The organism is Tundrisphaera macrotermitis, from assembly GCF_051175315.1.
GTDB lineage: Bacteria > Planctomycetota > Planctomycetia > Isosphaerales > Isosphaeraceae > Tundrisphaera.
In genome coordinates this window covers 1,911,566-1,936,407 of record NZ_CP195100.1, presented here as the reverse complement: position 1 = coordinate 1,936,407, position 24,842 = coordinate 1,911,566, and the positions used below count along the sequence as shown (strand labels likewise).

17 protein-coding genes are annotated in these 24,842 nt (G+C 71.2%); 11 read left to right on the top strand and 6 right to left on the bottom strand.

Translation table 11 applies throughout. The features are described 5' to 3' along the window. Positions 1-21 precede the first annotated feature (21 nt). Positions 22-1,485, top strand: a complete 1,464-nt coding sequence (locus TA3x_RS07980; protein ID WP_435020010.1) for a DUF1501 domain-containing protein — start codon at positions 22-24, stop codon at positions 1,483-1,485. A 175-nt stretch (positions 1,486-1,660) separates the two neighbouring features. Here the strand turns inward: TA3x_RS07980 and TA3x_RS07975 are convergent, their stop codons facing one another. From TA3x_RS07975 to TA3x_RS07965, 3 genes are all read right to left on the bottom strand, one after another. Next, positions 1,661-2,365 carry an ABC transporter ATP-binding protein gene (locus tag TA3x_RS07975; RefSeq protein WP_435020008.1) on the bottom strand — a complete coding sequence of 235 codons (705 nt, stop codon included), beginning with the start codon at positions 2,363-2,365 and terminating at the stop codon, positions 1,661-1,663. 1 nt (position 2,366) lies between these two features. After that, positions 2,367-3,575, bottom strand: a complete 1,209-nt coding sequence (locus TA3x_RS07970; protein ID WP_435020006.1) for an ABC transporter permease — start codon at positions 3,573-3,575, stop codon at positions 2,367-2,369. An 813-nt stretch (positions 3,576-4,388) separates the two neighbouring features. Further along, complete coding sequence (locus TA3x_RS07965; RefSeq protein ID WP_435020004.1) at positions 4,389-4,775, bottom strand: hypothetical protein; 387 nt, start codon at positions 4,773-4,775, stop codon at positions 4,389-4,391. A gap of 108 nt (positions 4,776-4,883) precedes the next feature. Here TA3x_RS07965 and TA3x_RS07960 point away from each other — a divergent pair, with 108 nt between their 5' ends. Beyond that, positions 4,884-10,811: an Ig-like domain-containing protein gene (locus TA3x_RS07960; protein WP_435020002.1), complete on the top strand. Its 5,928-nt coding sequence runs from the start codon at positions 4,884-4,886 to the stop codon at positions 10,809-10,811. A gap of 152 nt (positions 10,812-10,963) precedes the next feature. Here the strand turns inward: TA3x_RS07960 and TA3x_RS07955 are convergent, their stop codons facing one another. Further along, entirely contained in the window at positions 10,964-11,182 is a 219-nt protein-coding gene (locus TA3x_RS07955) for a hypothetical protein (RefSeq protein WP_435020000.1), read from the bottom strand. A 308-nt stretch (positions 11,183-11,490) separates the two neighbouring features. Between TA3x_RS07955 and TA3x_RS07950 the strand changes: the two genes are divergently transcribed. From TA3x_RS07950 to TA3x_RS07930, 5 genes are all read left to right on the top strand, one after another. After that, positions 11,491-11,844: a hypothetical protein gene (locus tag TA3x_RS07950; protein ID WP_435019998.1), complete on the top strand. Its 354-nt coding sequence runs from the start codon at positions 11,491-11,493 to the stop codon at positions 11,842-11,844. Between the two features lie 909 nt (positions 11,845-12,753). Further along, positions 12,754-13,389: a dihydrofolate reductase family protein gene (locus tag TA3x_RS07945; protein WP_435019996.1), complete on the top strand. Its 636-nt coding sequence runs from the start codon at positions 12,754-12,756 to the stop codon at positions 13,387-13,389. A gap of 27 nt (positions 13,390-13,416) precedes the next feature. Next, complete coding sequence (locus TA3x_RS07940; RefSeq protein WP_435019994.1) at positions 13,417-13,599, top strand: hypothetical protein; 183 nt, start codon at positions 13,417-13,419, stop codon at positions 13,597-13,599. Beyond that, the gene (locus TA3x_RS07935) at positions 13,589-13,981 is read left to right on the top strand and encodes a YybH family protein (RefSeq protein ID WP_435019992.1); all 393 of its coding nucleotides are present in this window, start codon (positions 13,589-13,591) and stop codon (positions 13,979-13,981) included. Before TA3x_RS07940 ends, TA3x_RS07935 begins: the two co-directional genes overlap by 11 nt. A gap of 16 nt (positions 13,982-13,997) precedes the next feature. Then, positions 13,998-14,435, top strand: a complete 438-nt coding sequence (locus TA3x_RS07930; RefSeq protein WP_435019990.1) for a nucleoside deaminase — start codon at positions 13,998-14,000, stop codon at positions 14,433-14,435. 361 nt (positions 14,436-14,796) lie between these two features. Here the strand turns inward: TA3x_RS07930 and TA3x_RS07925 are convergent, their stop codons facing one another. Both TA3x_RS07925 and TA3x_RS07920 read right to left on the bottom strand, forming a co-directional pair. Continuing rightward, positions 14,797-15,240 carry a hypothetical protein gene (locus tag TA3x_RS07925; protein WP_435019988.1) on the bottom strand — a complete coding sequence of 148 codons (444 nt, stop codon included), beginning with the start codon at positions 15,238-15,240 and terminating at the stop codon, positions 14,797-14,799. Between the two features lie 29 nt (positions 15,241-15,269). Then, a complete protein-coding gene (locus TA3x_RS07920; protein WP_435019986.1) occupies positions 15,270-15,818 on the bottom strand; it encodes a hypothetical protein in 549 nt (182 codons plus the stop codon). 693 nt (positions 15,819-16,511) lie between these two features. On the opposite strand from TA3x_RS07920, the gene TA3x_RS07915 reads away from it, so the two are divergent. The 4 genes from TA3x_RS07915 (at position 16,512) to TA3x_RS07900 (ending at position 24,786) form a co-directional block, all read left to right on the top strand. After that, positions 16,512-17,168, top strand: coding sequence for an ECF-type sigma factor (locus TA3x_RS07915; protein WP_435019985.1), 657 nt, complete (start codon positions 16,512-16,514; stop codon positions 17,166-17,168). Between the two features lie 56 nt (positions 17,169-17,224). Beyond that, positions 17,225-20,713, top strand: a complete 3,489-nt coding sequence (locus tag TA3x_RS07910; RefSeq protein ID WP_435019984.1) for a WD40 repeat domain-containing serine/threonine protein kinase — start codon at positions 17,225-17,227, stop codon at positions 20,711-20,713. Positions 20,714-20,916: 203 nt separating this feature from the next. After that, positions 20,917-21,558 (top strand): ECF-type sigma factor, encoded by a 642-nt coding sequence (locus tag TA3x_RS07905; RefSeq protein WP_435019982.1) that lies wholly within the window; start codon positions 20,917-20,919, stop codon positions 21,556-21,558. Between the two features lie 78 nt (positions 21,559-21,636). Continuing rightward, a complete protein-coding gene (locus TA3x_RS07900) occupies positions 21,637-24,786 on the top strand; it encodes a protein kinase domain-containing protein (RefSeq protein ID WP_435019980.1) in 3,150 nt (1,049 codons plus the stop codon). Positions 24,787-24,842 lie beyond the last annotated feature (56 nt).

Sequence of the window (24,842 nt, the reverse complement as noted above, 5' to 3'; positions counted from 1 at the left end):
TACCCGATCCCGAGGGCTGCCGTGCCCCATCCTCACGATCGCCCGGCTTCCGGGACGCCCCGCCATCCCGCGTTCACCCGCCGCTTCGCCCTCCAGGCCGGCGCGGTCGGCCTGCTCGGGCTGGCGACCGAACACTTGGCGGCCCTGCGGACGGCCTCCGCCTCCTTCGGCGATGCCCCCGCCCGGTCGGTGATCTTCATCTTCCTGTCGGGCGGGCTGGCCCAGCACGACAGCTTCGACCCGAAGCCCGACGCCCCGGAGGGCATCCGGGGGGAGTTTCGGCCGATCGCCACCCGGACGCCGGGCGTCCACATCTGCGAGCACCTCCCGCTCCTGGCCGCGCGCAGCCACCTGTGGTCGATGGTCCGCTCGCTGACCCACGCGTCGAATGACCACTCGGCGGGGCACCATATCATGCTCACCGGGAGGTCGGACCTGCCCCCGGGCTTCGACCCGAACCGGCCGAGGCCGGCCGACTGGCCCTCGATCGCCGCCGTGGCCGGGGCGATGGCCGCGTCCCGGAACAACCTCCCCCCCGCGATCGTCCTGCCCGAGCGGCTGATCCACTCGACGGGGCGGGTCATCCCCGGGCAGTTCGCCGGGGTGATGGGGGCGCACCGGGATCCTTGGTTCGTCGAGGCGTCCCCCTACGACCCCACCGCCTACGGCGCCTTCCCCGAGTTCGAGTTCGACCATCAGCAACGCCCCAGGGCGCCCAAGCGGTCCGGGTTCCAGGCCCCCGACCTCACCCTGCCCGAAGGGCTCGGCGACTCCCGGCTCTCGGGCCGCCTCGACCTGCTCGCCCACCTCGACCGCCAAAGGGCGGGCCTGGACCGGGCGGCGATCGTCGGGCGATTCGACGCCCGGCGCCAGGCGGCCGTCTCGCTGCTCACGGACGGGCGTATCCGCCGGGCCTTCGACGTGTCGGGTGCCGACCCCAGGCTGCTCGACCAGTACGGGCGGAACTCGTTCGGGTGGTCGCTCCTCATGGCCCGGCGCCTGGTCGAGGCGGGGGTCTCCCTGGTCCAGGTGAACCTGGGGAACGATGAGACCTGGGACACCCACGGCAATGCCTTCCCGCACCTGAAGGATAAGCTCCTGCCCCCGACCGACCGGGCGGTCTCGGCCCTGCTGGACGACCTGCACGGCAGCGGACTGCTGGACTCGACCCTGGTGGTGATGGCCGGCGAGTTCGGCCGTACGCCCCGGATCTCCACGCTCCCCTCGGCCTATAAGCTGCCCGGCCGGGACCACTGGGGCCGGGTGCAGACGGTGTTCCTGGCGGGAGGCGGCGTGGTCGGCGGCCGGGTGATCGGCTCGTCCGACCGGATCGGCGGCCATCCGGCGTCCGATCCGCAGACGCCGGAAAACCTGGCGGCGACGATCTACCGCTCGCTGGGGATCCCGGCCCTGGCCACCTGGCAGGACGAACTCGAACGGCCTCACCAGGTCTACCAGGGCGTGCCGATCGGGGGGTTGGCTTGAGTGGGGGGGATGCCCCCGGGCGTCCTCGCCCTGCAAGAAGCCCGTCGATCGGCCTCGGCCCGGCCGGGTCCCGGCGTGACGCCCCGGGGGCATCACGGTGCGGAACGCGTTGTCGGGCCACGATTCGGCACCGGCCGGGAGGCCGATCCGCCCGGCCGGTGCGAAGCCCCCACCGCTACGACGCCGGGGCCTCCTGCCCATTCTTGATCCGGCCGTCCTCGATCTCGAGGACGAAGTCCTCGGAGGTGATGAAGCGGCGGTCGTGGGTCACGATGACCAGGGTGCTCCCCCGCTCCCGCAGGAGGCCGATGATCTCGTCGCCGCCGGCCCGGTCGAGGTTGCCGGTCGGCTCGTCGGCCAGGATCAGGACCGGGTCGTTGATCAGGGCCCTCGCGATCGCGACCCGCTGCTGCTGGCCGCCGGAGAGCTGGCGCGGGCGATGCCCCAGCCGCCCCCCGATCCCCAGCTGGCGCAGCAGGTCCTCCGCCTTCGCCTTCAGGGCGGGTGTGACCCCGATCGGGAAGAAGGGGAGGAGCACGTTCTCCACGCAGGTGAGGTTGGAGATCAGGTTATATGATTGGTAGACGAACCCGACCTTCGCGCGCCGATAGCGGTCCAACTCGGCGTCGCCCATCGCGGTGAGGTCCTCGCCGTCGACGCGGATCCTGCCCGAGGTCGGCCGATCCAGGGCCCCGAGGAGGTAGAGCAGCGTGCTCTTGCCCGAGCCGGAAGGCCCGACGATGAACGTATGGGCCCCGCGCGGGACCCGGAAGGTCACGCCTCGCAGCGCCTCGACCGACTCTTCGCCGGTGCCGAACCTCTTGTGGATGTCGACCCCTTCGATCATGGAGTCCCCCGCGGGGCGTTCGATGTCGGCCATCTCAGGTCGTCCCCCCCCGGCGGATGGCGTCCATCGGCGTCATCTTCGAAGCCCGCCAGGCGGGATAGAGCCCGGACAGGGTCGAGATGGTGACCGCCCCGGCGAGCGCGGCCGCCATCAGGGGCAGGCCCATTTCCAGCCGGAACCCCTCCAGGAACCGGTTCACCATGAAGCCCGAGGCGATCGCCATGACGAGCCCGATCGAGCCCGAGATCAGCCCCAGGAGCGAGCTCTCGGCCGTGACGAGGGCGAGGATGTCCCTCCTCGTCCAGCCGGTGGTCCGCATCACCCCGAAGTCGACGTAGCGCTCCGACGTGCTCATCAGCATCGTGTTGGCGATGCCGACGCCCCCGACCAGGGTCGCCAGGGCGACCGCCAGGAGGAGGAAGATCTCCAGCTTCCCCATGACCGCCCCCAGGGTGAGGTTGAACTGGCTGATCCGCTGCGCCCGGACCCCCGGCAGGGCCTCCTCGATCCGCTGGATCATCGCGTCGGTGTCCTCGACCCTCGTCGGCTCGACGGCGAAGGTCGAGACCGTGTGCTCCGGCACGCCGAAGAGCTGCCGGGCGACGCCGATGTCCATGACGATGGTCACGTCGGTGACGAGCGAGCCGGTCTCGTAGAGGCCGACCACGGTGAATTCCCGGTCGCCGATGCGCATCGCCTGCCCGACCCGCCTGGGGGTGCCGTCGGCGTTGGGGAAGTCGCCGGCGATCTTGGTCGAGATGACGACGTTCGGCTTGCCGATGTCGCCGAGGTTGAGGAACCGCCCGCCGCCCCGCTCGGGGGGGAGCAGCGCGAGGTCGAAGATCGCGCCCTTCAGCTTGAGGTGCTCGGGGAGGTCCTGCCCCTCGATCACGACCATGCCCGAGAGGCCCCCGCGCCCCTTGGCCCGGGGCCGTGCCAACGCCCCGAGCGCGGTGGCTGCGAGCCCGCCCTTGCCGTCGATCGGCGGCGCGATCCTCCAGACTTCCGGCCCCACGACCGCCACGCCCGGGATCGCCCGCAAGGACTCCTCCATGTCGGCGGGCAGGTCGCTGAAGATCGGGGTCGGGGCGTTCTCGCTCATCACGATCAGGCTTTGCATCGAGCCGAGCGTGCTGCCCATCAGGTCGCGGACGCCCCGCGAGAGGCTGAAGAGGCCGAGGAACGCGAGGACCGGGATCGTCAGGCCGACGACCGCCAGGCCGGTGCGCATCGGCCGGGTCACGAGATTCTTCCACGCGAATGACCACATCGTTGAAAATGACCCCCCCCGCGCCCCCGGATCGACCCGCCTCATCGAGACGGCCCGGCGACGGCCGATCCGACCGCCCCAATCGGCGTATATCGCCCCGTCCTCGTCGATCTCGCCACCGGGCACGCCCCCGCGCCGGCCCGCCCGGCCCTGGCCCGGGAGGACTCGGGGGGCGTGCCCGCGTCGAGGCCCTCACCCCCCGGGGTTCGCCCACCTCTCCGCGGGCGAGGCCGGGGGCCTGGATGCCGGGCCGGCCGCCGGGCCAGCTTCGGGCCCGCGGCGCGGATGCCCCGAGGCCGAAGCGGCGAGGCCCGCGGCCCGCCGCGATCGCCCGCCGACGCCTCCCGCCCGGTCGCGATGCCACGCGGGGCGTGGCCGGCGGCGGGGCGGCCATCTCCCGCCCGGATCGTTCGCCCCGGTCGAGCCGGAATTCGCCATGAGGTGCTCCCGGGAAGTCGAAGCGATCGTTCCGCCGATGGGTGGTGCGGCGGGCATGTCCGACCGATTCTGGTGCGTGCCCGATCCGAAAGCAAGGGCCAACACATCACCGATCGTTGACTCGCGTGGCTCTCCGTCAACATCCCCGGGCAATCACGCCGACGTCAGGCCGCGCATGCTCGCCCCGTTCTTCATGCTCGGCGCGTGCCGCCGCGTCGGGTTCCGGCGCCGCTCCGGCGATCTTTCTCCACGCGACGGTCCCGGCAGCCCGGATCCTGGGTTGCTGCATCAGTCGTGCCGAAGGCGCGAAAAGGCAATCATCCTTTCAGGCATTCCGTACTTTTATGGTCAATGCTTGACGAGTCGAGCCGGGGTGTCTACCCTTGGCATCTCCGCCGACCAGGCCCGGGCCGGGACCACCCGAGACGGTGACGATCGCGGCTGCCCATTGGCGATGACGCTGCGGGCCGGGCGGTTTTCCGCCGATGGAATGCGGGGTACCGCGCCGATTCGAGTCATCTCCCAGGGGCATCGCAAACCCATCTGGCCGAGCCGCCTTGTCGCGGGAGATTTCTCGATCTCGGAGGGTTGCCCGCCGGCATCTCCCATCCAATCCACGACGCGTGCGGACGTGATCGCATCGCCTTCGATGCCGATCGGTTCGCTCGAAATTTCGCCGACTGCCTCCTCTCGCACCGCGAGCACGCCGACCTGCTTGCTCGTCAACCCGGGCATGATCGCCCTCCTTCCAGGATTTCACAAGCGATGGGTATTCAAAGGAATCTGTCGATCTCGCGGGGCCCGGTCGGGAATAGCCGTCGGGTCGCGAGGCGACGACCGAGGTTGGAATACCTGGAAGAACGCACGCTGCTGGCGGATTCGGGCCCGTCGCTGTCGGTGGCCTTGCTCTCGCGCACCTTGTCCGAGGTCGGCGCCACGACCACCGGCATCGGCACGGTCACCCGGCTGGGTACGGACACCAAGATGCCGCTGACGGTCGCGCTGGCGAGCAGCAACCCGGCGCATGCCACCGTGCCCGCCTCGGTGGTCATCCCCGCCGGGAAGACGGCGGCAAGTTTCGTCGTCGCCGCGGTCAACGACGGCGTCATCACCGGGCCGCACTCGGTGACGATCTCGGCATCCGCCGTCGACTCGACGCCCCTCTCCCTGCTGGGCCAGGTCTCCGACCCGGGGATTTCATTCGCGGTTGCCCTGGGCCCCGACGGCAAGGTGACCACGGCCGGGAATTTCATCACCCGCCATACCGCCAGCGCGGCCGCCGACCCCACCTTCGGGGGCAGTGGTTCCGTCGCCAACGGCTACTATGCGCAGGGTGTCGCCGTCCAGCCGGACGGGAAGACCGTCGTCGGCGGCTACCAGTATACCGGCTCGTCCCAGCAGTTCGCCCTCACGCGATACAAGGTCGACGGCACCCTGGACGCGACGTTCGGCACCGGCGGCAAGGTCCTGCTGGCCCAGCCTGGATTCTACAACGAGATCTGGTCGGTGAAGATCCAGCCGGACGGGAAGATCCTGGCCGGCGGCAATATCGCCAACAGCGGACCCACTTATGGCGATTTCGCCGTGGCGAGGTTCAACGCCGACGGCTCGATCGATGCCGGCTTCGGCACCAACGGGGTCGCCTCGACCAGCTTCAGCCAGGGGAGCGACCGCGGGTTCGCGATGGAACTCCAGCCGGACGGGAAGATCCTCCTGGCCGGCGAGAGCTTCGGGGGCAACGACGCGTCGCAATTCGCCGTCATGCGGCTCACGGCAGACGGGCAGCTCGACGCGACGTTCGGCGTGGCTGGCAAGGTGCAGACCAACATCTTCGGCTTCTACGAGACCGCGCAAGCCCTGGCGATCCAGCCCGACGGCAAGCTGATCGTCGCCGGATATACGAGCGTCGCGTCGTCCCCGTCGGTCGCATTCGGGATCGCGATGGCCCGCTACACGACGTCCGGCATCCTGGACTCCAGCTTCGGGAGCGGCGGGGTCGTCTATCGCAACGACTTTGGCGGCAACGCGAGCCAGTACGGCAGCGCCAAGGAGGCGGGCGTGGCGGTCCAGCCCGACGGCCGGATCGTCTTCGTCGGCCAGGCCGGGTCCGGGGCCAACGCGATCGTCGCCCGATACCTCCCGGACGGGACGCTCGACACGTCGGTCACCGGCCCCGCGGGCATGAGCAACACCGCCATCGCGGTGCGATCCGACGGGATCCTCTACGTGACCGGCGCCAACATGTCCACCGGGTCGCCCAATTACCTCCGATCCTACCAGGCCTTCTCCAGGATCTCCGGTTCCGCCTCGCTCACGGTGACCGAGGTCGAGATCGTCAACACCGCGCCGACGGCCGGTGGGGACGCCTACTCGGTCAATGAGGACACCAACCTCGTCGTCGCCGCGCCGGGGCTGCTGGCCAACGACACCGACCCGGAGGGCGACCCCCTCAATGCGGTGCTCGCCTCGTGGCCGGCCCACGGCACGGTCACCCTGAACGCGAACGGGTCGTTCACCTACACCCCGGCCGCGAACTATTACGGGCCCGACAGCTTCACCTACCAGGCCAATGACGGGAAGCTGAACTCGGCGATCGCCACGGTCATGATCACCGTCAATCCGGTCAACGACCCGCCCGCACCGAAGGCCGACGCCTACTCCACGATCGAGGATACCCCGCTGGTGATCGCCGCGCCTGGGGTGCTGGCCAACGACACCGACCCCGATGGCGACCCGCTCACCGCGACCCTGGTCGGCAGCCCGCGGTATGGCACCGTGAGGCTGCTCCCCGATGGCTCGTTCGTCTACACCCCCGCGGCGGACTACAGCGGCGCGGACAGCTTCTCGTATCGCGCCTCCGACGGCAAATCGACCTCGAGCGTCGCCACCGTCACGATCACCGTCACGCCCGTCAATGACCCCCCCGTCGCCTGGGCGGACAGCTACTCCACCCCCCAAGGCGTCCCGCTGGTGGTCGCCGCGCCGGGGTTGCTGGCCAACGACACCGACCCCGATGGCGACCCGCTCACCGCGACCCTGGTCGGCGGCCCGCAGCGCGGCACCCTGAGCCTCTCGCCCAACGGCTCGTTCACCTACACCCCCGCGGCGGACTACAGCGGCGCGGACAGCTTCTCGTATCGCATCTCCGACGGGAAGCTGACGTCGGACGTCGCCACGGTGACCCTCTTCGTCTCGCCGAGCGGCATCGCGGCCAATCTCTGGACGCAACGAGGGGGCGACGCCGGGCACACCGGCTACATCAACGTCAAATTCGACCCGGCCGCCCTGATCCAGGCCTGGAATACCCCGGTCACTATACCGCAAGGCGGGACCGGGTCGTGGTATGAGCGGGGGGCCGCCATCGATGCCACGCACGTCTACACCACGGTCCAGGATGACTCCGGCAATTCGAGCACCTACCGTGTGATCGCGTTCGACCTGCAAACTGGCCGGATCGACTGGCAGCGGACCCTCACCTCGATCTCCCACGAGGGCGTGGGCGAGCCCTCCGTCTGGGGAGGAATCGTCTACGTCAACGCGGCGGGGCACTCGGGCACGAGCGGCCCCGACAGCGACAAGCCCCGCATCTACGGCTTCGACGCCAGGACCGGGGCGACCGTGCTGGAGCAGCGGTACGCGGCCCAATGGGGGTCGAATGAGCGGCCCGTGATCGACGCGAACCAGCTCGTGATCGAGGACGGCTACTACGGGGGCCTCAGCCTGTACACCGCCTCGACCTTGAGCCGGCAGTGGTTCCAGGGGCGATCCGCGGCCTACGATCCCCCCTACTCGACCCTCAGCAAAGACTACGTCTATGCGTACAATTCCGAGGTTTATCGCCGGTCGGACGGGTTGCGGCTCCCCAACATGACCTACCCGCAAGGGTTGGCGGTCAACGCCGCGATGGTCTCGGGCTCGGGGCGGGTCCTGTTCGACGTGGTCGGGGTGGATTCGGGCGTCGGGTACGACGCGGTCGCGGCCTACGATGGGACCACGCACGCCCTCCTCTGGTCGACGCGGATGCCGGCCGCCCCGGCCGCCAAGGCCGTCGGCAACGGGATCGTCGCCGTCGCCTCCGGGACCGAGTTGTTCCTGCTCGATGAGGCGACCGGGGCGCGCATTCGAAGCTGGAAGGCCCCGTCCTCGCTCGCGGGCGAGATCGTGCTGACCCCGGACTTCGCGTTCGTGGAATCCACCGCCACCAACGTCGCCCGGGTCCACGCCATCGACCTGGCCACCGGTCAGGAAGTCTGGAGCTTCACGAATGCCGTCACCTCGGGGGCCAGCTACATGGGGATGGCGCTGGGCGGCGACCACCTCCTGCTGAGCAGCTACTCCTTCGTCCGGGCGTTCGCCATCGGCACGCCGAATCTGCGCCCCGTCGCGTCCGACGACGCCGCGACGACCCTGGAAGACAAGCCGGTGACGATCGACGCCGCCGCCAACGACTCGGACCCGGACGGGGGCGCGGTCAAGATCCTCACCTTCACCGCGCCGTCCCACGGCACCGTCTCGCTGAATTCCGCCGGCGTGCTCATCTACACGCCCGCCGCGAACTACGTCGGCACGGATAGCTTCACCTATCGGGTCGCCGACAGCCGGGGGGCCATCGGCGTGGCCACGGTGACGATCACGGTCTCGCCGGTCAACGATGCCCCCTCCTTCACCCTCCCGACGACGAACGTCAGCCTGGCCGAGGATGCCGGGGCCCAAACCCGCACCGCCTTCGCCACGAACATCCAGCCCGGCGCCTACAACTCCACGGATGAGGCGGGACAGTCCCTCTCCTTCGTGGTGACCATCGCCAACTCGAACGGCCTGACCTTCTCCCAGGCCCCGGCGATCAGCCCGGCCGGGACCCTGACCTTCACCACCTCCCCCGACAGCTTCGGATCGGCGATCATCTCCGTGACGCTGATCGACGACGGCGGGACGGAGAACGGGGGCGTCGATCGGTCGGCCCCGCGGGTGTTCACCATCACCGTGACCAACGTCAACGACGCGCCGACGCTTGCCCCGATCGGCGACGTCCTCCTCAAGGAGAACGACCCGACCAGGACGATCGACCTGACGGGCATCTCGGCCGGACCCGGCGAGGACGCATCCCAAACGGTGACGATCACGGCGACGTCCAGCAACCCCGGCCTGATCCCGAACCCGATCGTGGTCTACGCGGAGCGGTCGTCGGTCGGGACACTCTCCTTCACGCCGGCCGCCGGTGCGACCGGATCGGCGACGATCACCGTCCGGGTCACCGACAACGCCGGCTCGGCCTCCTGGAGCGTCGGCTTCTTTGAACGCACCTTCACGGTGACGGTGGACCGCGCCGACGGCGCCCCGCCGACGCTGTCGGACTGGGGCTTCGACGCGACGCCGGCCGGGCCCAATGGCTACGCCTACCAGCCGGCCGGCACCGCCTGGGCCTTCGCCGGCTCGGCCGGGCTGTCGGCCTCGGGCGGGCCGATCTCCGCGGGGTCGCCGACGCCCTCCGGCGGCCAGGCCGCCTTCCTGCAGGACCGGGGGTCGTTCAGCCAGTCGGTGGCCGGCTGGGCGGCCGGCCGCTACACCATCGCGTTCTCGGCGGCCAAGCGGTCGTACGCCGGCGAGCAGGACTTCCGGGTCCTGGTGGACGGCGTGGAGGTGGGCCGGTTCCGGCCCGACTCCTCGGGCTACAGGGCGTACGCGACGGCGGCCTTCGAGGTCGGCGCCGGGGCGCACACGATCACCTTCGAGGGCCTGAACACCAACGGCGGCGACAGCACCTCGATGATCGACTCGATCTCCGTCGTCGCCGCGACGCCCCCGCCCCCGCCCGCCGGCACGACGCCGACGCTGTCGGACTGGGGCTTCGACGCGACGCCGGCCGGGCCCAATGGCTACGCCTACCAGCCGGCCGGCACCGCCTGGGCCTTCGCCGGCTCGGCCGGGCTGTCGGCCTCGGGCGGGCCGATCTCCGCGGGGTCGCCGACGCCCTCCGGCGGCCAGGCCGCCTTCCTGCAGGACCGGGGGTCGTTCAGCCAGTCGGTGGCCGGCTGGGCGGCCGGCCGCTACACCATCGCGTTCTCGGCGGCCAAGCGGTCGTACGCCGGCGAGCAGGACTTCCGGGTCCTGGTGGACGGCGTGGAGGTGGGCCGGTTCCGGCCCGACTCCTCGGGCTACAGGGCGTACGCGACGGCGGCCTTCGAGGTCGGCGCCGGGGCGCACACGATCACCTTCGAGGGCCTGAACACCAACGGCGGCGACAGCACCTCGATGATCGACTCGATCTCCGTCGTCGCCGCGACGCCCCCGCCCCCGCCCGCCGGCACGACGCCGACGCTGTCGGACGGGGGCTTCGACGCGACGCCGGCCGGGCCCAATGGCTACGCCTACCAGCCGGCCGGCACCGCCTGGGCCTTCGCCGGCTCGGCCGGGCTGTCGGCCTCGGGCGGGCCGATCTCCGCGGGGTCGCCGACGCCCTCCGGCGGCCAGGCCGCCTTCCTGCAGGACCGGGGGTCGTTCAGCCAGTCGGTGGCCGGCTGGGCGGCCGGCCGCTACACCATCGCGTTCTCGGCGGCCAAGCGGTCGTACGCCGGCGAGCAGGACTTCCGGGTCCTGGTGGACGGCGTGGAGGTGGGCCGGTTCCGGCCCGACTCCTCGGGCTACAGGGCGTACGCGACGGCGGCCTTCGAGGTCGGCGCCGGGGCGCACACGATCACCTTCGAGGGCCTGAACACCAACGGCGGCGACAGCACCTCGATGATCGACGACATCCGGATCGTCGGCGAGTGACCCGAGCCGTCTCGCCGTTCCCGAGAGTCGGTGTTGGTCAAGGCGCTCGCCGCTGAGGTTCAGGAGCCGTCATCGCCCAGACGCATATCTGGGCGATGACGATTGGCGTGAACCCGGGATCAGACGAATCGCACTCGCCTCGGCGGCCCCAATCAACGCGAATCGCCCGGGGGCACGCGACTTGCGCCCTTGGCGTGGGCCGCCTGGCCGTCCGCATGCAGGTCGCAGCCACACGAGCCGGAGACGCGGAGGTGTTGCATCTCGTGCTCGTGGACGATGCAAAGGCCCATGGTGTTGGCGGCGGCCGAGGCGGCAGGCTCGATCTCGAAATGCCGACAGCTCTTGCACTCGCCCCAGTTCTGGTTCGACATGATCCACCTCGCATGAGCAGGGTTGGGGATTAACTCATGGATGGGTACCGGTGGCAAGTGGTGTACCAATTCTCACTGAGATCCGATCTCAACTTGGCCCGCGCGTCCCACGTCGGGAGATGGTCTCCCGGGGTGAAATAACGGAGGAGCCCCGCGCATCGTAGACTATGCCCGATCTCGACAGTTCGACTTGGGCAGTCGCGGCACCATCGGCCGACCCTGGGCTGCGGCTTCATCCCCGATCCGGGGATGAGGGCCGCCCCGGGCCTGTCGCCATGCCAGGGAATATCTTCGGGGGAGCGAATCGCATGAAGAACCGCCGTGAACTCATCGTGGCATTCGGAGCGGCGTTGGTCGGGATGGCCGTGGTGGTCGGCCCGGCACTCGCCGCCGAGCTGCTGGGCACCATCAAGAGCGTCGACGTCTCGGCCAAGAAGATCACCGTCGCCGAGAAGGGGACGGACAAGGATGTCGAGGTGACCGTCACCGACGATACCGACTTCATCACGCCCAAGAAGAGCTCGAAGATCGACCTGGAGAAGCTGGCCAAGAACGTTCAGAAGAACAAGGAGGCCGGCAAGAAGGGCGCGATGTACAAGGTGACGCACGAGGACAAGGTCGCCTCGAAGATCGAGGCGGTCGTCAAGAAGAAGGACAACTGACCGAACCGCGGCGATCGTTGATTCGCGAGCGATGACACCGGGACCGGCGAGCCGATGAGGTTCGCCGGTCTTTTGCATCCGATCCCCCGGCCGCGACCTGCCCACCCGTCAACGAGCCCGTCCCCGCCCCACCCTGCCCTCGCTTGCCGCCGAAATATGACACGTCCGGCTCCAACTCGCCGAGCAGGGGCCGCTTCTCCTCGGCGGCCAGGACGGCCATCGCCAGGCGATACCCCATGAAGTCCGGGTAGGAGCAGCCGACGGTGCGGGCGGCATGGTGGGCGGCGGCCGACAGGTGGAACGCCTTGAGCAACTCCCAGCGGATACGCCGCCGCTCGAAGCTCCACTTGCGACGGCAGGCGAGGCATCGACGTTGCCGCTCTTGGGAGGGCCGGGCGGCCTCGTGGCAATGCCAGCACGGCGGCCCAATGGGCGCCGATCGTAGTTGTACGGGGCCATGCTGCCGGCCGATTGGCTGGCCTGGAAATTTGCTAATCGTGTTTGATCATGATTGTAATGTGATAAATAGTAATTTTGTCGGTTGTGCCTCGTGGTTTTCTTCGTCGTTTGCCCGCCTCGCGTGGAGCGGCTTCGATCTTCGGTCAAGCGAATCAATACGCTCCATGGAATGAAATTGCCCCACCCCCGATCCCCCAGTTTCCCTAGGAAACACACCCACCCATCCCCTGAATGGGAGGCGGGCCAGCAGGCGAGCCTCATGGCCGGCAGGCCGTATGCCCTCGACAAGAATTGTCACCGCATGGCGGAGGCCCGAAGGGTCTCCAGGCGAGAAGCGAGTCGTGCCCGACCCGAAGGGATCGGCCAAAACGGACTGTACGTCCGTTGACTTCGTGCCGATAACTGGTTTGATCCCCCGATCCCGGCTCGTCGATCTCTGGAGACACCCGAATGCCCAAAGTCGTCGTTCGCAGCTTTGCCTGCTCCCTGGATGGCTTCGGAGCTGGCCTCCGGCAAACCGCCGAGGAACCCTTCGGCAGGAACGCCTTCCAGATCATGAACTGGTTCAAGCCCACTCGAACTTTCCAGTCCATGATCGGGCGTGAGGGCGGCACCACGGGGCTGGACGATGCTTACGCGTCCAGGGCCTTCGACGGCATCGGCGCCTCGATCATGGGCCGCAACATGTTTAGCCCGCTGCGAGGCCCTTGGGAGAACGAGGACTGGAAGGGCTGGTGGGGGGACAACCCTCCCTTCAAGCATCCGGTCTTCGTGATGACGCACCATCCCCGGCCCACCCTGGCGTTCGGGAACGGCACCTCCTTCCACTTCGTCGGCGGCTCGCCGGAGGAAATCTTGAAGCAGGCCCAGGCCGCCGCCGGGGATAAGGACGTCAAGATCAACGGCGGTACGGCCACGGTCCGGGCCTTCTGGCAGGCACGCCTCATCGACGAGCTCCACCTGGCCATGGCCCCGGTGTTCGTAGGCGAAGGTGAGCGGCTGCTGGGCGGGATCGAGGGCTATGAGGTGACGGGCTTCGAAGCTTCGGATGCGGCCGTGCATTACCGGATCGTGAAGCAAGGCTGAGGGGAGAACACCATGTCTGACAAGCGGATGGACGACGTCCTGCTCGTTGTCGAAGGCTTCGATGCGGCCAGGGCGATCTTCCTCGCACTGGGGCTCACGATCAAGGGCGAAGCGACGGTCAAAGGGCCGGAGGTCTGCGGGACCGAGGGCATCATCGTCGGGCTCGACGGGCAGTTTGGGGCGGCCCAGGAGGTGACCGATGCGATCTGATGAGCAGGCCATCCGCGAGATTCATTCGATGTGGATCGACGCCGTCAACGCGGGCGACCTGGCCCCGTTGCTCACCATGACGACGGACGACGTCGCGCTCATCATTCCGGGCGAGGTGGTCATCGGGCGGGATGAATACGCCGCCAAGTTCTCGGGGGCTCAAGAACAGTTCCGGATCCACTGCGTCAGCGAGTTGGAGGAGGTCGTGGTCGTCGGCGAGGTTGCCTACACGCGGGCCCGGGACTCGCTCACCGTATCGCCGCGTGCCGGCGGGGAAGAAAGCCGACTCGCCGGTGATCGCCTGACGATCTACCGCAAACAGCCCGACGGCCGCTGGCTTCTGGCCCGCGATGCGAATGCGCTGTCGCCGGTCGGGGGATGACGGCCAGGAGCACCGTATGCCGGATCATGACGACCACGAGCATTTCATGCGGCGGTGCCTCGATCTCGCCGCCATGGCCCGGGAGCAGGGCGACACCCCGGTCGGCAGCGTCGTCGTGCTCGACGGCGTGATCATCGGGGAGGGAGTCGAGACCGGATCCATCACCGGCCATTCCGAGACGCTCGCCTGCCAGGCGGCGCTCGACGCGACGGGGCGGAAAGATCTCGTCGGGGCGGTGATCTACACCACGGCCGAGCCGTGCTTCATGTGCGGCTACGCGATTCGCCAACTCCGCATCAGCCTGGTCGTCTACGGCAAGGAGACGCCGGTCATCGGGGCCGTCACCTCGGTTCACCCGATCCTGACCGACCCGGCGCTCGACGGCTGGCGTCCGGCACCGGAGGTGATCGGCGAGGTCTTGAGGGACGAGTGCGAGGGGCTGAGGCGGAAGTGATGGGGGCGGTCGTCCGCCCCCCCTGCTCACCCCCGCACTCCAGGCTCCGCGGTGGCGGATCGATCTCCCGCAGGTTGGGCCTCGGCGTGCAGGGCTACGCCCGCACGGGCCCGACGGGCGCGTGCAGCGAATCACCGATAACCTGCTGAAACGAGCCATCGCCTCTCCAGGGCGACCCTGACCACGCCGTCAGGCTCCGGCCCGATCGGCGTTGGCCCGGACGACGGCGGTGTGAGTTCCATCGAGTTCACCTCCTTGGGGACCGATGGCGGTGCAGCGATTGGGCCCGCCGCCTCGATCCCCTCATCGATCCGGGCAGGCCCCGGCATGGCCTTCGGAAGGCCCTCCGGCCGCCTGGAGGTCACTGGCCCGGCGGGAGCAGCCAGAACCACCATTCCCGCAGCTTCCTCTTCCCGTCGGAGACCTTGGCTCCGGGGAAGGTGAGGTTCCAGGCCTCCTGGCCATCCCTCTCCGCGATGACGACCCGCACCGCGGGTTCGTTCCTGAGCAGGTCGAAGGTGAAGCCCGGGTTCCAACGATGGTCGGATCCGCCCGCCGTGTACGCCAGCCCGAAGGATCCATCCATCGAGCCGCCCTTCCGATAGACCCCCGGCCAGAGCCTCGAACGCGTCGAGGCTCCGGGGGCGAGGGATCTCGCCGCCGATTCCCGTCCCCGGCAAATCAGCCTCACGTCGTGGATGTGAGCTCCCATGCCATTGACGATCTCGACGTCGACGCCCCCGTCACCGACGATCAGGCGTCGCGCCGCCGTGTAGGTGATCGCGACCAGCGCGATGAGGAGCATCAGGCGTCGGACGGTCGGTCGCGGTAGCGTCATGGTTGTGCGGGTGACCGGGTGGGCTTGATCATCGCATCGGCCATCGCCTTCGCGTGGAATATCCTGCCGGATTCCAGGAACGCCTCCGCCTCACTCGGCGATGAAAAGACGCGGAGTGGAAGCCAGAGCATCTGGTCCTTGTGGGCGAAGATGAGCAGGTCGTCGCCGACGAGGCTGAATCGCTGGCCCGGCACCCAGCGATACCGGATCTCGACGATCGAAGTCCTTCGGAGCACGCCTTCGGGGGTGAACTCCGTCGTGCAGAGCCCCTCGCCCCTGATGCCCTTGCCCGCACGCGAGACTTGCGTGAGGACGCGGTAGGGCATCGCCAACCCCAGCATGGCGAAGATGGCGGCAAGCGGCTCGGGCTTGAATCGGGGCCATGTCGCCATGCCGACGAAGAAACCCATCACGGCGCAGGCGAACAGGACGTAAATGACGGAGGCTACCCAGACTGCGACCGGGTTTCGGGGTTTGGGGTGGCGGAAACGCAGGGTTGCCCGGAGGATTTCCTTGTAGGTCAGGGTGGCGAGGTCGTACGTCACCGAGGAGTTTTGTGGAACGGCCGATCCCAAGAAAGTTGCTCCATCACTCTGGGTTTGCCCGCATCCCCACCCGGAGATGAGGGAGCGTGGTTCCATATCGCACGCGTTACTCTATCTATCGCGGGGGACGATCGTCGACGGGGAGATGACCACCTTTGTCCCGGCCACCTTCAGATTCCTCACGCCCGCGTGGGAGTTTTGGCGGCCACCGGGAGCCGGGGGAACATCGCCGTTCACGGGTATTTCGCCCGCGTCCGATCCGCCCGGGCGGCGAGCCGCCGCGACCCCGAGATCATCGCCCGCATCTCCTCGCCCCTGAATCGGCCCAGGAAGGGCCTGCCCCCGTTTCGACGTTGCGGGCCCTGACGGATGCGTTGCCCGCCCCACGTCCGTCGAACCGTGACTTCTCCGGGCGTTCCCAGGAACGGCCGAGGAAGCGGGACGTGAAGCACCCGGCGTCATTGACATGCCTCTTACATTAGGACAGGCGGATCGCAGCCGGGGCCCGAGGGCGTCGAGCATCGATCCGGGCGGCTCGCCGCGAGCGACGTCCCCGGCCGTTCGCCCGTCGCGGGCCTTCGCCGAGGGGCGAGGTTTCGGGCCGCAGCCCCGCCCGCCCGAGGATCGAGGGATCGCCCCGGCGACCTCGATGCCGGCGGTCCCCGGGGCGTGTCGGCGGGGAGGGGCGACCGGATGACGCAGGAAATGGGGTCTCCGAACGGGGTGGCATCGGCCGATCGCACCTCGGTTGCCGCGATCGGCGGCGATGCGACCGCGGCCGTCCCCGGCGCGGGCGAGTCGCCCGGGCGTCGCGACGTCCCGAAGGCCGCCGGCGATCTGCTGCCCCTGGTCTACGAGGAGCTGCGCAAGCTCGCCTCCGCGCGGCTGGCCGTCGAGCCGCCGGGGCGGACCCTCCAGCCGACCGCCCTGGTCCACGAGGCCTACCTCCGCCTGATCGGCCCGGCCGACGGGCGTCGATGGGAGGATCGGGGCCATTTCTTCGCCGCCGCGGCCGAGGCGATGCGCCGCATCCTGATCGAGGCCGCCCGCCGCAAGGGCCGCCTGCGCCACGGCGGCGATCGCAGGCGGGTCGAGCTGGACGACGTCCCCGACGCCATCCCGGATGACGATCTGCTGGCACTGGACGAGGCGTTGGCCCGTCTGGAGGAGCGGGACGCGGGCAAGGCCGCGCTGGTCAAGCTCCGCTACTTCGCCGGCCTGACCACCGCCCAGGCGGCGGCGGCCCTGGACATCTCGGTCGCCACCGCCGAGCGGCGTTGGGCCTTCTCCCGCGCCTGGCTGCACGCCGAGATCAACGGCCCGGCCGGGGCGGACCCTCGGCCGGCGTGAGCGGGCCGCCGACCGCCCGTCGCATCGACCCAGCGACCCCCGCCGGCGAGGATCCCATGTTCGACCTGTCCGCCGCAGAAGCGGCCTTCACCGCCGCCCTCCGCCTGGCCGATCCCGATGAGCGGGAGGCCTTCCTGGACCGGGCCTGCCGCGGGGATGCGACCCTGCGGGACGCCGTCGATCGGCTGCTGGCCGCGCACGCGGACCTGGGCGACTTCCTCGATCCGGTCGCGCCGACCGAGGATGCGTCGGCCGGGGCGGCGGGCACGCCCGGCCTCGGCCCGGGGGCCCTCCTGGCCGGCCGGTACGAGTTGATCGAGGTCATCGGCGAGGGCGGGATGGGGGCGGTCTGGTCCGCCCGCCAGGTCGAGCCGGTCCGGCGGGTCGTCGCCGTGAAGCTGATCAGGGCCGGCATGGACGGCCGCCGCGTCCTGGCCCGCTTCGAGGCCGAGCGGCAGGCGCTCGCCCTGATGGACCACTCGCACATCGCCCGCGTCTTCGACGGCGGCGAGGCGCCCGACGGCCGTCCGTTCTTCGTCATGGAGCTGGTCGATGGCGTCCCGATCACGGAGTACTGCGACCGGCAGAAGCTGACCCTGCGCGAGCGTCTCGAACTCTTCGTCCCGGTCTGCTGGGCGATCCAGCACGCCCACCAGAAGGGCGTGATCCACCGCGACATCAAGCCCAGGAACGTCCTGATCGAGGTCCACGACGGGCACCCTGTCCCGAAGGTGATCGACTTCGGCATCGCCAAGGCGACCGGGCCGTCGCTCGGCGGCACGACGCTGATCACCGAGTTCGGCGACGTGGTCGGCACCCCGGAATACATGAGCCCGGAGCAGGCCGACCTGGACAACCTGGATGTGGACACCCGGTCGGACGTCTACTCCCTCGGAGTGCTCCTGTACGAGCTCCTGACCGGCAGCACGCCGATCGCCCGCGACGCATCGCGGCGGGGCGGGATGCTGGAGTTGCTGAGGGCCGTCCGGGAGGATGAGCCGCCCAGGCCGAGCCAGAAGCTCGGCGCGTCGGCGGCCCTGCCGTCCCTGGCCGCGGCCCGGGGGGCGGAGCCGAGGCGGCTGGCGGCCTCGGTGCGCGGCGAACTCGACTGGATCGTGATGAAGGCCCTTGAGAAGGACCGGGATCGCCGGTTCGAGTCGGTCGGCCACCTGGCGGCCGACATCCGGCGCCACCTGGCCGGCGAGCCGGTCCTGGCGGCACCGCCGGACCTCGGATACCGGCTGCGGAAGCGATTCCACCGCCACCGCGGGCCGATCCTGGCGGGGGGCCTGACGCTCCTGGCCCTCCTGGTGGGCGTCATCGGCACGAGCTGGGGGCTGCTGCGGGCCGACGCGGAGCGGGCCCGGGCGGTCCGGGCCACCCTGGACGAGCGGCGGGCCCGGATGGCGGAGGCCGCACGGGCGGACGAGGCGGCGCAGGCCCGTCGGGAGGCCGCCCGGGGGCAGGCCGAGCTGGCGATGGGCCACGGGCAGGCCCTCTGCGAGCAGGGGGAGATCGCCCAGGGGATGGGCTGGCTGACGCGGAGCCTGGGGCTGGCCGGCGAGGCGTCCGATGCGCCCCTGGCCCGGGCCGCCCGCATCGACCTGGTCGATTGGTCGGCCCGCCTCGGCCGCAGGCTGGCGCGGCTCGTGGCACCATCCCCGCCCCTCCAGGTCGCCTTCCGGCCCGATGGCCGGGGCCTGGTCGTCCTGGGCGAAGATGGGGTCTTGCGGGGCTGGGACTCCCGATCCTGGCAGGATCTGTCGCCCGCGCCCGCCGATGCGGAGGCCGGCCTCGCCGGGCCCATCGCGTTCGACCCTCGGGGGGACGGGGCGTTCGTGGCCTTCGACCGCGCGGGCCGGGGGGCATTCCGGGACCCGGCCCGGGGCCTCACCGGCGGGGCCGCCGTGGCCCACCCCATCCGAGCCCCGATCCGGGGGGCGGCCCATCTCGAAGGGGGCCGGCGGCTGGTGACCTGCGGATCCGATGGCGCCCTCCGCTGGTGGGACACCGGCACCGGGCTCCCGGCCGACGGCCGGGCTGGGCCGGTCGGGCGGGACATCGCCGCGATCGCCGTCAGCCCCGACGGCTCGCGGCTGGTCACCGGGGGCGAGGACGGGGTCGTGACGGAACGGGACATCCTGACGGGGCAGCCCATCGGCCCGGCCCTGCCTCACGGCTCGGCCGTCCGGCAGGTCGTTTTCCTCGGGGATGGCCGGAGGATCGCGGTGCTCACCGGAGAGGGCCGGGTCCGCGTGTGGGACCGGGCCTCGCGGGTCTCCGCCCTCCCCTCCGAGGGGTCGGCCGTCGTCGGCCTGGCCGTCGCCCCCGGTGGGGAGTGGTTCGCCACCGGCAGCGAGGGCGGCACCGTCCGCCTCTGGGATTCCGCCACGCTCCACCAGGAAGGCCCGACCTCCAAGTTCGACGTGGCGGTGAGGTCGCTGTCGTTCCGGCCCGACGGCCGGGCCCTGGCCGTCGGGCTGGAGGACGGCTCGATCCCGATCTGGGAGATCCCCCCGCCCGGCCCGATCGCCCCGCCGAAGGCGATCCCGGGGCCGGTCCGGGTCGTCGGTTTCAGCCGCGACGGGTCGGACCTCGTCGCGGTGGGCGGCGGGGGGCCGGAGCGTTGGTGCGCCGTGCGTCCGGACGGGCCCTGCCGGCGATGCCCCGGCTCGGCCTGCGGCCCCCGGCGCCTGCCCGCCTTCCGGGGCGAGCCCATCGGGGTCACGGCGGTCAGCCCCGACGGCCGGCTGATCGCCGCGGCGTCCGCGGGTGGCGACGGCCGCCCGGTGGGGGCGCGGCTCATCCTCCTGGACGCCGAGACCGGCGCGGTCCTGGGGACGCGGGCCGGATGGCCGGGGACGCCGGCGGGCCTCTGCTTCAGCCCCGACTCCCGGACCATCCTGACCTGGGGAAACGAGCCCGGTTCCGTCTCGCTCCGGGGCGTCGAGACCGGGGCGGAGGCCCGCCCGCTCGCCCGATCGCTCGGGGCGGCCGTCCTCAACGCCGCCTTCAGCCCCGACGGGACGACCCTCCTGCTCGGCTGCCGCGACGGCAAGGCGAGGCTCTGGGACGTGGCCCGCGACGTCGAGGTCTCGACCGACGCGCTCCCGTTCCACGCCTTCCCGATCACGGCCGTCGGGTTCGATCCCAAGACCCCGCGATTGGTGACCGGCTGCCATGCGGGCACGGTGCGCCTCTGGGACAGCGCGAGCGGCGCCATGCTGTGCGACGTGCGGGGCAACGCGGGGGAGGTCACCGCCATCGCCTTCAGCCCCGACGGCTCGACCCTGCTCACGGCGAGCGTCGACGCCGCGGCGCGGTTCTGGGACGTCGCGACGGGCCGCCAGCTCGGGCCGCCCCTGCGCCACTCCGACGCGGTGCTCTGCGTCGCCTTCCACCCCGACGGCCAGAGCGTCGCGACCGGCGCGAGGGACGGGACGGTCTGGCAGTGGCCCGTCCCCTCCGCCCCGATGGAAGGCGACCTCGGCCAGATCGAGCGGATCGTCCAGGAGCGGACGGGGCTCCGGCCGCCGGGGCGGTGATCGGCCGAGTTGGATCGTCCGTCCCTCGCGCGACGCGGGGCGACGATCGCACGCCCACGCCCAGACATGCCCGCCCGGCCCGGGAAAAATTTCGGGAGGGCTGAGGGGTTTCGGGCCGATCCGTCGCATTGTCCCCGGCGGCCTGCCCGGATCGTGCCGGCGGCCGGCGGGGACCCGTTCCATTCCGGGGAGGATGGACCTTCATGTCGGCTCATGGAGCAAGCGCGAGGCGGCCGGGTTTCGACCCGGTTGGCCCGACGGATGAAACGCTCGAATGGGAACCGGCGGCCCGACAAGGCACGGTTGGCCCCCTGCCCTCCGACCGGCTGCTCCCGCTGGTCTACGACGAGCTGCGCCGGCTGGCGGCCCAAAGGCTCGGGCGCGAGGCGCCCGGCCAGTCGCTCCAGGCGACGGGCCTGGTGCACGAGGCGTACCTGCGGCTGATCGGCGGGGATCCGGGCCGGCGCTGGGACGGCCGGGGGCACTTCTTCGCCGCCGCGGCCGAGGCGATGCGCCGCATCCTGGTCGATCGCGCCCGGGACCGTCGCCGGCTCAAGCGAGGCGGGGGGCGGAGGCGCGTCGACCTCGACCTCGGCTCCGTGGCGATCGACGCCCCGGGCGAGGAATTGAGCGACCTCGACGAGGCGCTCGAAGAACTCGGCCGGGAGGACCCCCTCTGCGCCCGCCTGGTCGCCCTGCGCTATTTCGCCGGGCTCACGCAGGGGGAGGTGGCCGAGATCCTCGGCCTGGCCCGTCGGACCGCCGACCGGCACTGGGCCTACGCTCGGGCCTGGCTCTACGATCGCCTCCGTCGCGGCGATTCGGCCCACGATGCCCGACCCTGAAACATCTTCCCCGGGCTGGCGCAGCCCGGGCCGAGGCGGAGCATGGGGAGGTTGAGGCCCCGAATCGAGGACGCTCTCGTGCCCGACACCGAACTCGATATCAAGACGATCTTCGCCGGAGCCCTGGACCTGGCCGACGACGCCGGTCGGGCGGCCTACCTGGACGGGGCGTGCGCCGGATCGCCATCGGCCCGGGCTCGGGTCGAGGCCCTGCTCGCCGCGGTCGAACGGGCCGGCAGCTTCCTCGAAAGGCCCGCGACGATCCGGGGGGAGGGCCGCCCCGGTCTCCCCCCGCGATCGACGGCGGTGGACGTGACGACCGATCCGGCATCGACCATGGGCCGAGCGGCACCGCGATCGCCCGACGGGATGTCCGGCCTGGCCCCGGCGCGCCTCGGCGATTTCGAGCTGATCCGGCGCCTGGGCGAGGGGGCGATGGGGATCGTCTACGAAGCGAGGCAGCTGAGCCTGAACCGGACGGTCGCGATCAAGATGACCCGCGCCGGGCTGTTCCAGGGCGAGGCCGACCTCCGGCGGTTCCGCCTCGAGGCCGAGGCGGTCGCGCACCTGGATCACCCCCGGATCGTGCCGATCTATGGGGTCTGGGAGCACGATGGCTGCCATTACTTCGGCATGAAGCTGATCCCCGGCGGGAGCCTGGAGCGCCGCCTGCCCGAATACACGGCCGCTCCCCGCGCCGCGGCCCGGCTGGCGGCCGAGGTGGCCCGGGCAATCCAGCACGCCCACGAGCGGGGCATCCTCCACCGCGACCTGAAGCCGTCCAACATCCTCCTCGACGAGGAGGGGCGGCCGCTGGTGACGGACTTCGGCCTGGCGAAGCGGTCGGGCGACGACAGCGGGTTGACCCAGTCGGGCGCGATCGTGGGGACGCCGAGCTACATGGCCCCGGAGCAGGCCTCGGGCCAGACGGCCGAGATCACGGCCCAGACCGACGTCTATGGCCTGGGGGCGGTGCTCTATGCCCTGCTCAGCGGCCGTCCCCCGTTCGTCGCGGGCTCGATCATCGAGACGATCGAGGCGGTGAGGACGCGGTCGCCGGCGCCGCCTTCCCGGGCCAATCCCCGGGTCGGCCGGGACCTGGAGACGATCTGCCTGAAGTGCCTGGAGAAGGACCCCTGGCGGCGCTACGCGTCGGCCGGGGCGGTGGCCGACGACCTCCGGCGCTGGCTGGACGGCGAGCCGATCGAGGCGCGGCCGGTCGGCGCGGCGGGTCGGGCCTGGATGTGGTCGCGCCGCAACCCGATCGTCTCCGGACTGCTGGCGGCGATGGTCCTGCTCGCCCTGGGGACGACCTGGCAGTGGTGGAGGGCCGAGGGCCTGCTCCTGCAGGCCCGGCGCGAGGCCGGCGGCCAGGCGATCGACCACGCCCTGGCCATCTGCGACCAGGGGGATGTCGGCCGTGGGGTGCTCCGGCTGGCCGAGGCCCTGAAGGCGGGCCCGGCCGGTGCCGGCGACCTGAAGCGGGCCATCCGCGCCAACATCGCGGCGTGGTCGCGGCACCAGACGCGATTGACCAACCTGCTCCGCCACGAGGACCGGATCCAGTTCGTCGCCTTCAGCCCGGACGGGCGTTCCGCCGTGACGGCGAGCCCCGACGGGACGGCCCGGCTCTGGGACGCCGCGACGGGGGATCCCCGCGGCGCCCCGCTCCGCCACGACGGCGGCATCATGCAGGCGGCCTTCAGCCCCGACAGCCGCCTGGTGATCACCGCCGGCCTGGACTGGACGGCCCGGCTCTGGGAGGTCGAGGGCGGCCGGCCCGTGGGCTCGCCGCTGCGGCACCGCGGGCCGGTCCGGTCGGTCGCCTTCAGCCCCGACGGGGCGACGGTCCTGGTCGGGAGCAAGGACGGCGTGGCCCAGGTCTGGGAGGTCGCCACCCGGAAGCCGCTCGGCGAGCCCCTGCGCCACGGGGGCTGGGTCGAGCAGGTGGCCTTCCGGCCCGACGGGAAGGTCGCGATCACGACCGGCCAGGTCGAGGGCGAGATCCGGCTCTGGGACCTGGCGACCGGGCGGGTCGTCGGCCGGCCGATCAGGTACCAGCTGGGGCGACGGGACAATCGCGAGGTCCGGACCTTCGTCTGCTCCGGCGACGGCCGATCGGTCCTGTCCACGGGTTCGTCGGGGCCGCGGCGCCGGAAGTCCGCCCAGGTGTGGGACGCGGCCGACGGCCGGCCGCAGGGCCCCGCCCTGTACCACGACGGCGACATCCGGGACCTCGCCCTGAGCCGCGACGGCTCCATCGCCGCGACCGGGAGCAACGACCGCACGGCCCGGCTCTGGGACCCCCGGCAGGGCCGGCCCCTCTGCGGCCCCCTGCGGCACCAGGGCCAGGTGCTGGCCGTGGCCCTGAACCCGGCGGCCACGCTCGTGCTGACCGGCAGCGAGGACCGGACCGCCCGGATCTGGAGGGTGCCCGGCGGCGAGCCGGTGGGCGATCCCTTGCATCACCCGGACCATGTCACGTCCGTGGCCTTCCGCCCCGACGGCCGAGCGGCCCTCACCGGCTGCGAGGACGGCAACGCCCGGCTCTGGACGTTTTCCGACCCCGAGCCGGCCGGGGAGCCGGCGGCCGGGGTCGACCTCGCGGAACTCCCGAACATCGCCCGCTCGCCCGACGGATCGACGATCCTGATGGGGCACGGCGACGGGACCGCCCAGGTCCGGGACGCGGCCACCCGGCAGGCGGTCGGGCCGCCGCTCCGGCAGGACTACGCCATCCTCTCGGTGGCCATCAGCCCCGACGGCGACCGGCTTTTGACCGGGTGCGTCGACGGGACCGCCGTCCTCTGGTCGTCCCGCACCCGCAAGCCGCTGGGCCGCCCCCTGCCCCATCGGGGGCCGGTCCGCTCCGTGGCGTTCAGCCCCGACGGCCGGACCCTGCTGACGGGCGGGGACAGGGTCGCGAGGTTCTGGGACGCCGGCACGGCCAGGCCGATCGGGAAGCCCCTGGCCCACGACGCCGAGGTGGTGGCCGTGGCCTTCGACCCGGCCGGCCGGTCCGCCCTGACGAAGGCCGAGGATGGCCAGGTCCGGCGCTGGGACGTGCCGGCGGAGGTGACGGGATCTGACGAGCGGTTCGCCCTCTGGGCCGAGGTCGCCATCGGCGCCGAGATCGACGCCAACGGGACGGTCCGCGCCCTGGACGCCCCGGCCTGGGATGCCAAGCGGGACCGGCTCCGCATCCTGGGCGGAGGGCCGCGGCCTTGAGCGGCCCCGCGCGAGGGCCGATTTCGACGATTTTCCCCCTTGATCAGGAGCCGAAT

Excerpts from the sequence above, each read along its gene's own strand:
- TA3x_RS07975 (WP_435020008.1), bottom strand. The coding sequence starts at position 2,365 with ATGGCCGACATCGAACGCCCCGCGGGGGACTCCATGATCGAAGGGGTC.
- TA3x_RS07965 (WP_435020004.1), bottom strand. The coding sequence starts at position 4,775 with ATGCCCGGGTTGACGAGCAAGCAGGTCGGCGTGCTCGCGGTGCGAGAG.
- TA3x_RS07955 (WP_435020000.1), bottom strand. The coding sequence starts at position 11,182 with ATGTCGAACCAGAACTGGGGCGAGTGCAAGAGCTGTCGGCATTTCGAG.
- TA3x_RS07950 (WP_435019998.1), top strand. The coding sequence starts at position 11,491 with ATGAAGAACCGCCGTGAACTCATCGTGGCATTCGGAGCGGCGTTGGTC.
- TA3x_RS07945 (WP_435019996.1), top strand. The coding sequence starts at position 12,754 with ATGCCCAAAGTCGTCGTTCGCAGCTTTGCCTGCTCCCTGGATGGCTTC.
- TA3x_RS07940 (WP_435019994.1), top strand. The coding sequence starts at position 13,417 with ATGGACGACGTCCTGCTCGTTGTCGAAGGCTTCGATGCGGCCAGGGCG.
- TA3x_RS07935 (WP_435019992.1), top strand. The coding sequence starts at position 13,589 with ATGCGATCTGATGAGCAGGCCATCCGCGAGATTCATTCGATGTGGATC.
- TA3x_RS07930 (WP_435019990.1), top strand. The coding sequence starts at position 13,998 with ATGCCGGATCATGACGACCACGAGCATTTCATGCGGCGGTGCCTCGAT.
- TA3x_RS07925 (WP_435019988.1), bottom strand. The coding sequence starts at position 15,240 with ATGCTCCTCATCGCGCTGGTCGCGATCACCTACACGGCGGCGCGACGC.
- TA3x_RS07915 (WP_435019985.1), top strand. The coding sequence starts at position 16,512 with ATGACGCAGGAAATGGGGTCTCCGAACGGGGTGGCATCGGCCGATCGC.
- TA3x_RS07910 (WP_435019984.1), top strand. The coding sequence starts at position 17,225 with ATGTTCGACCTGTCCGCCGCAGAAGCGGCCTTCACCGCCGCCCTCCGC.
- TA3x_RS07905 (WP_435019982.1), top strand. The coding sequence starts at position 20,917 with ATGTCGGCTCATGGAGCAAGCGCGAGGCGGCCGGGTTTCGACCCGGTT.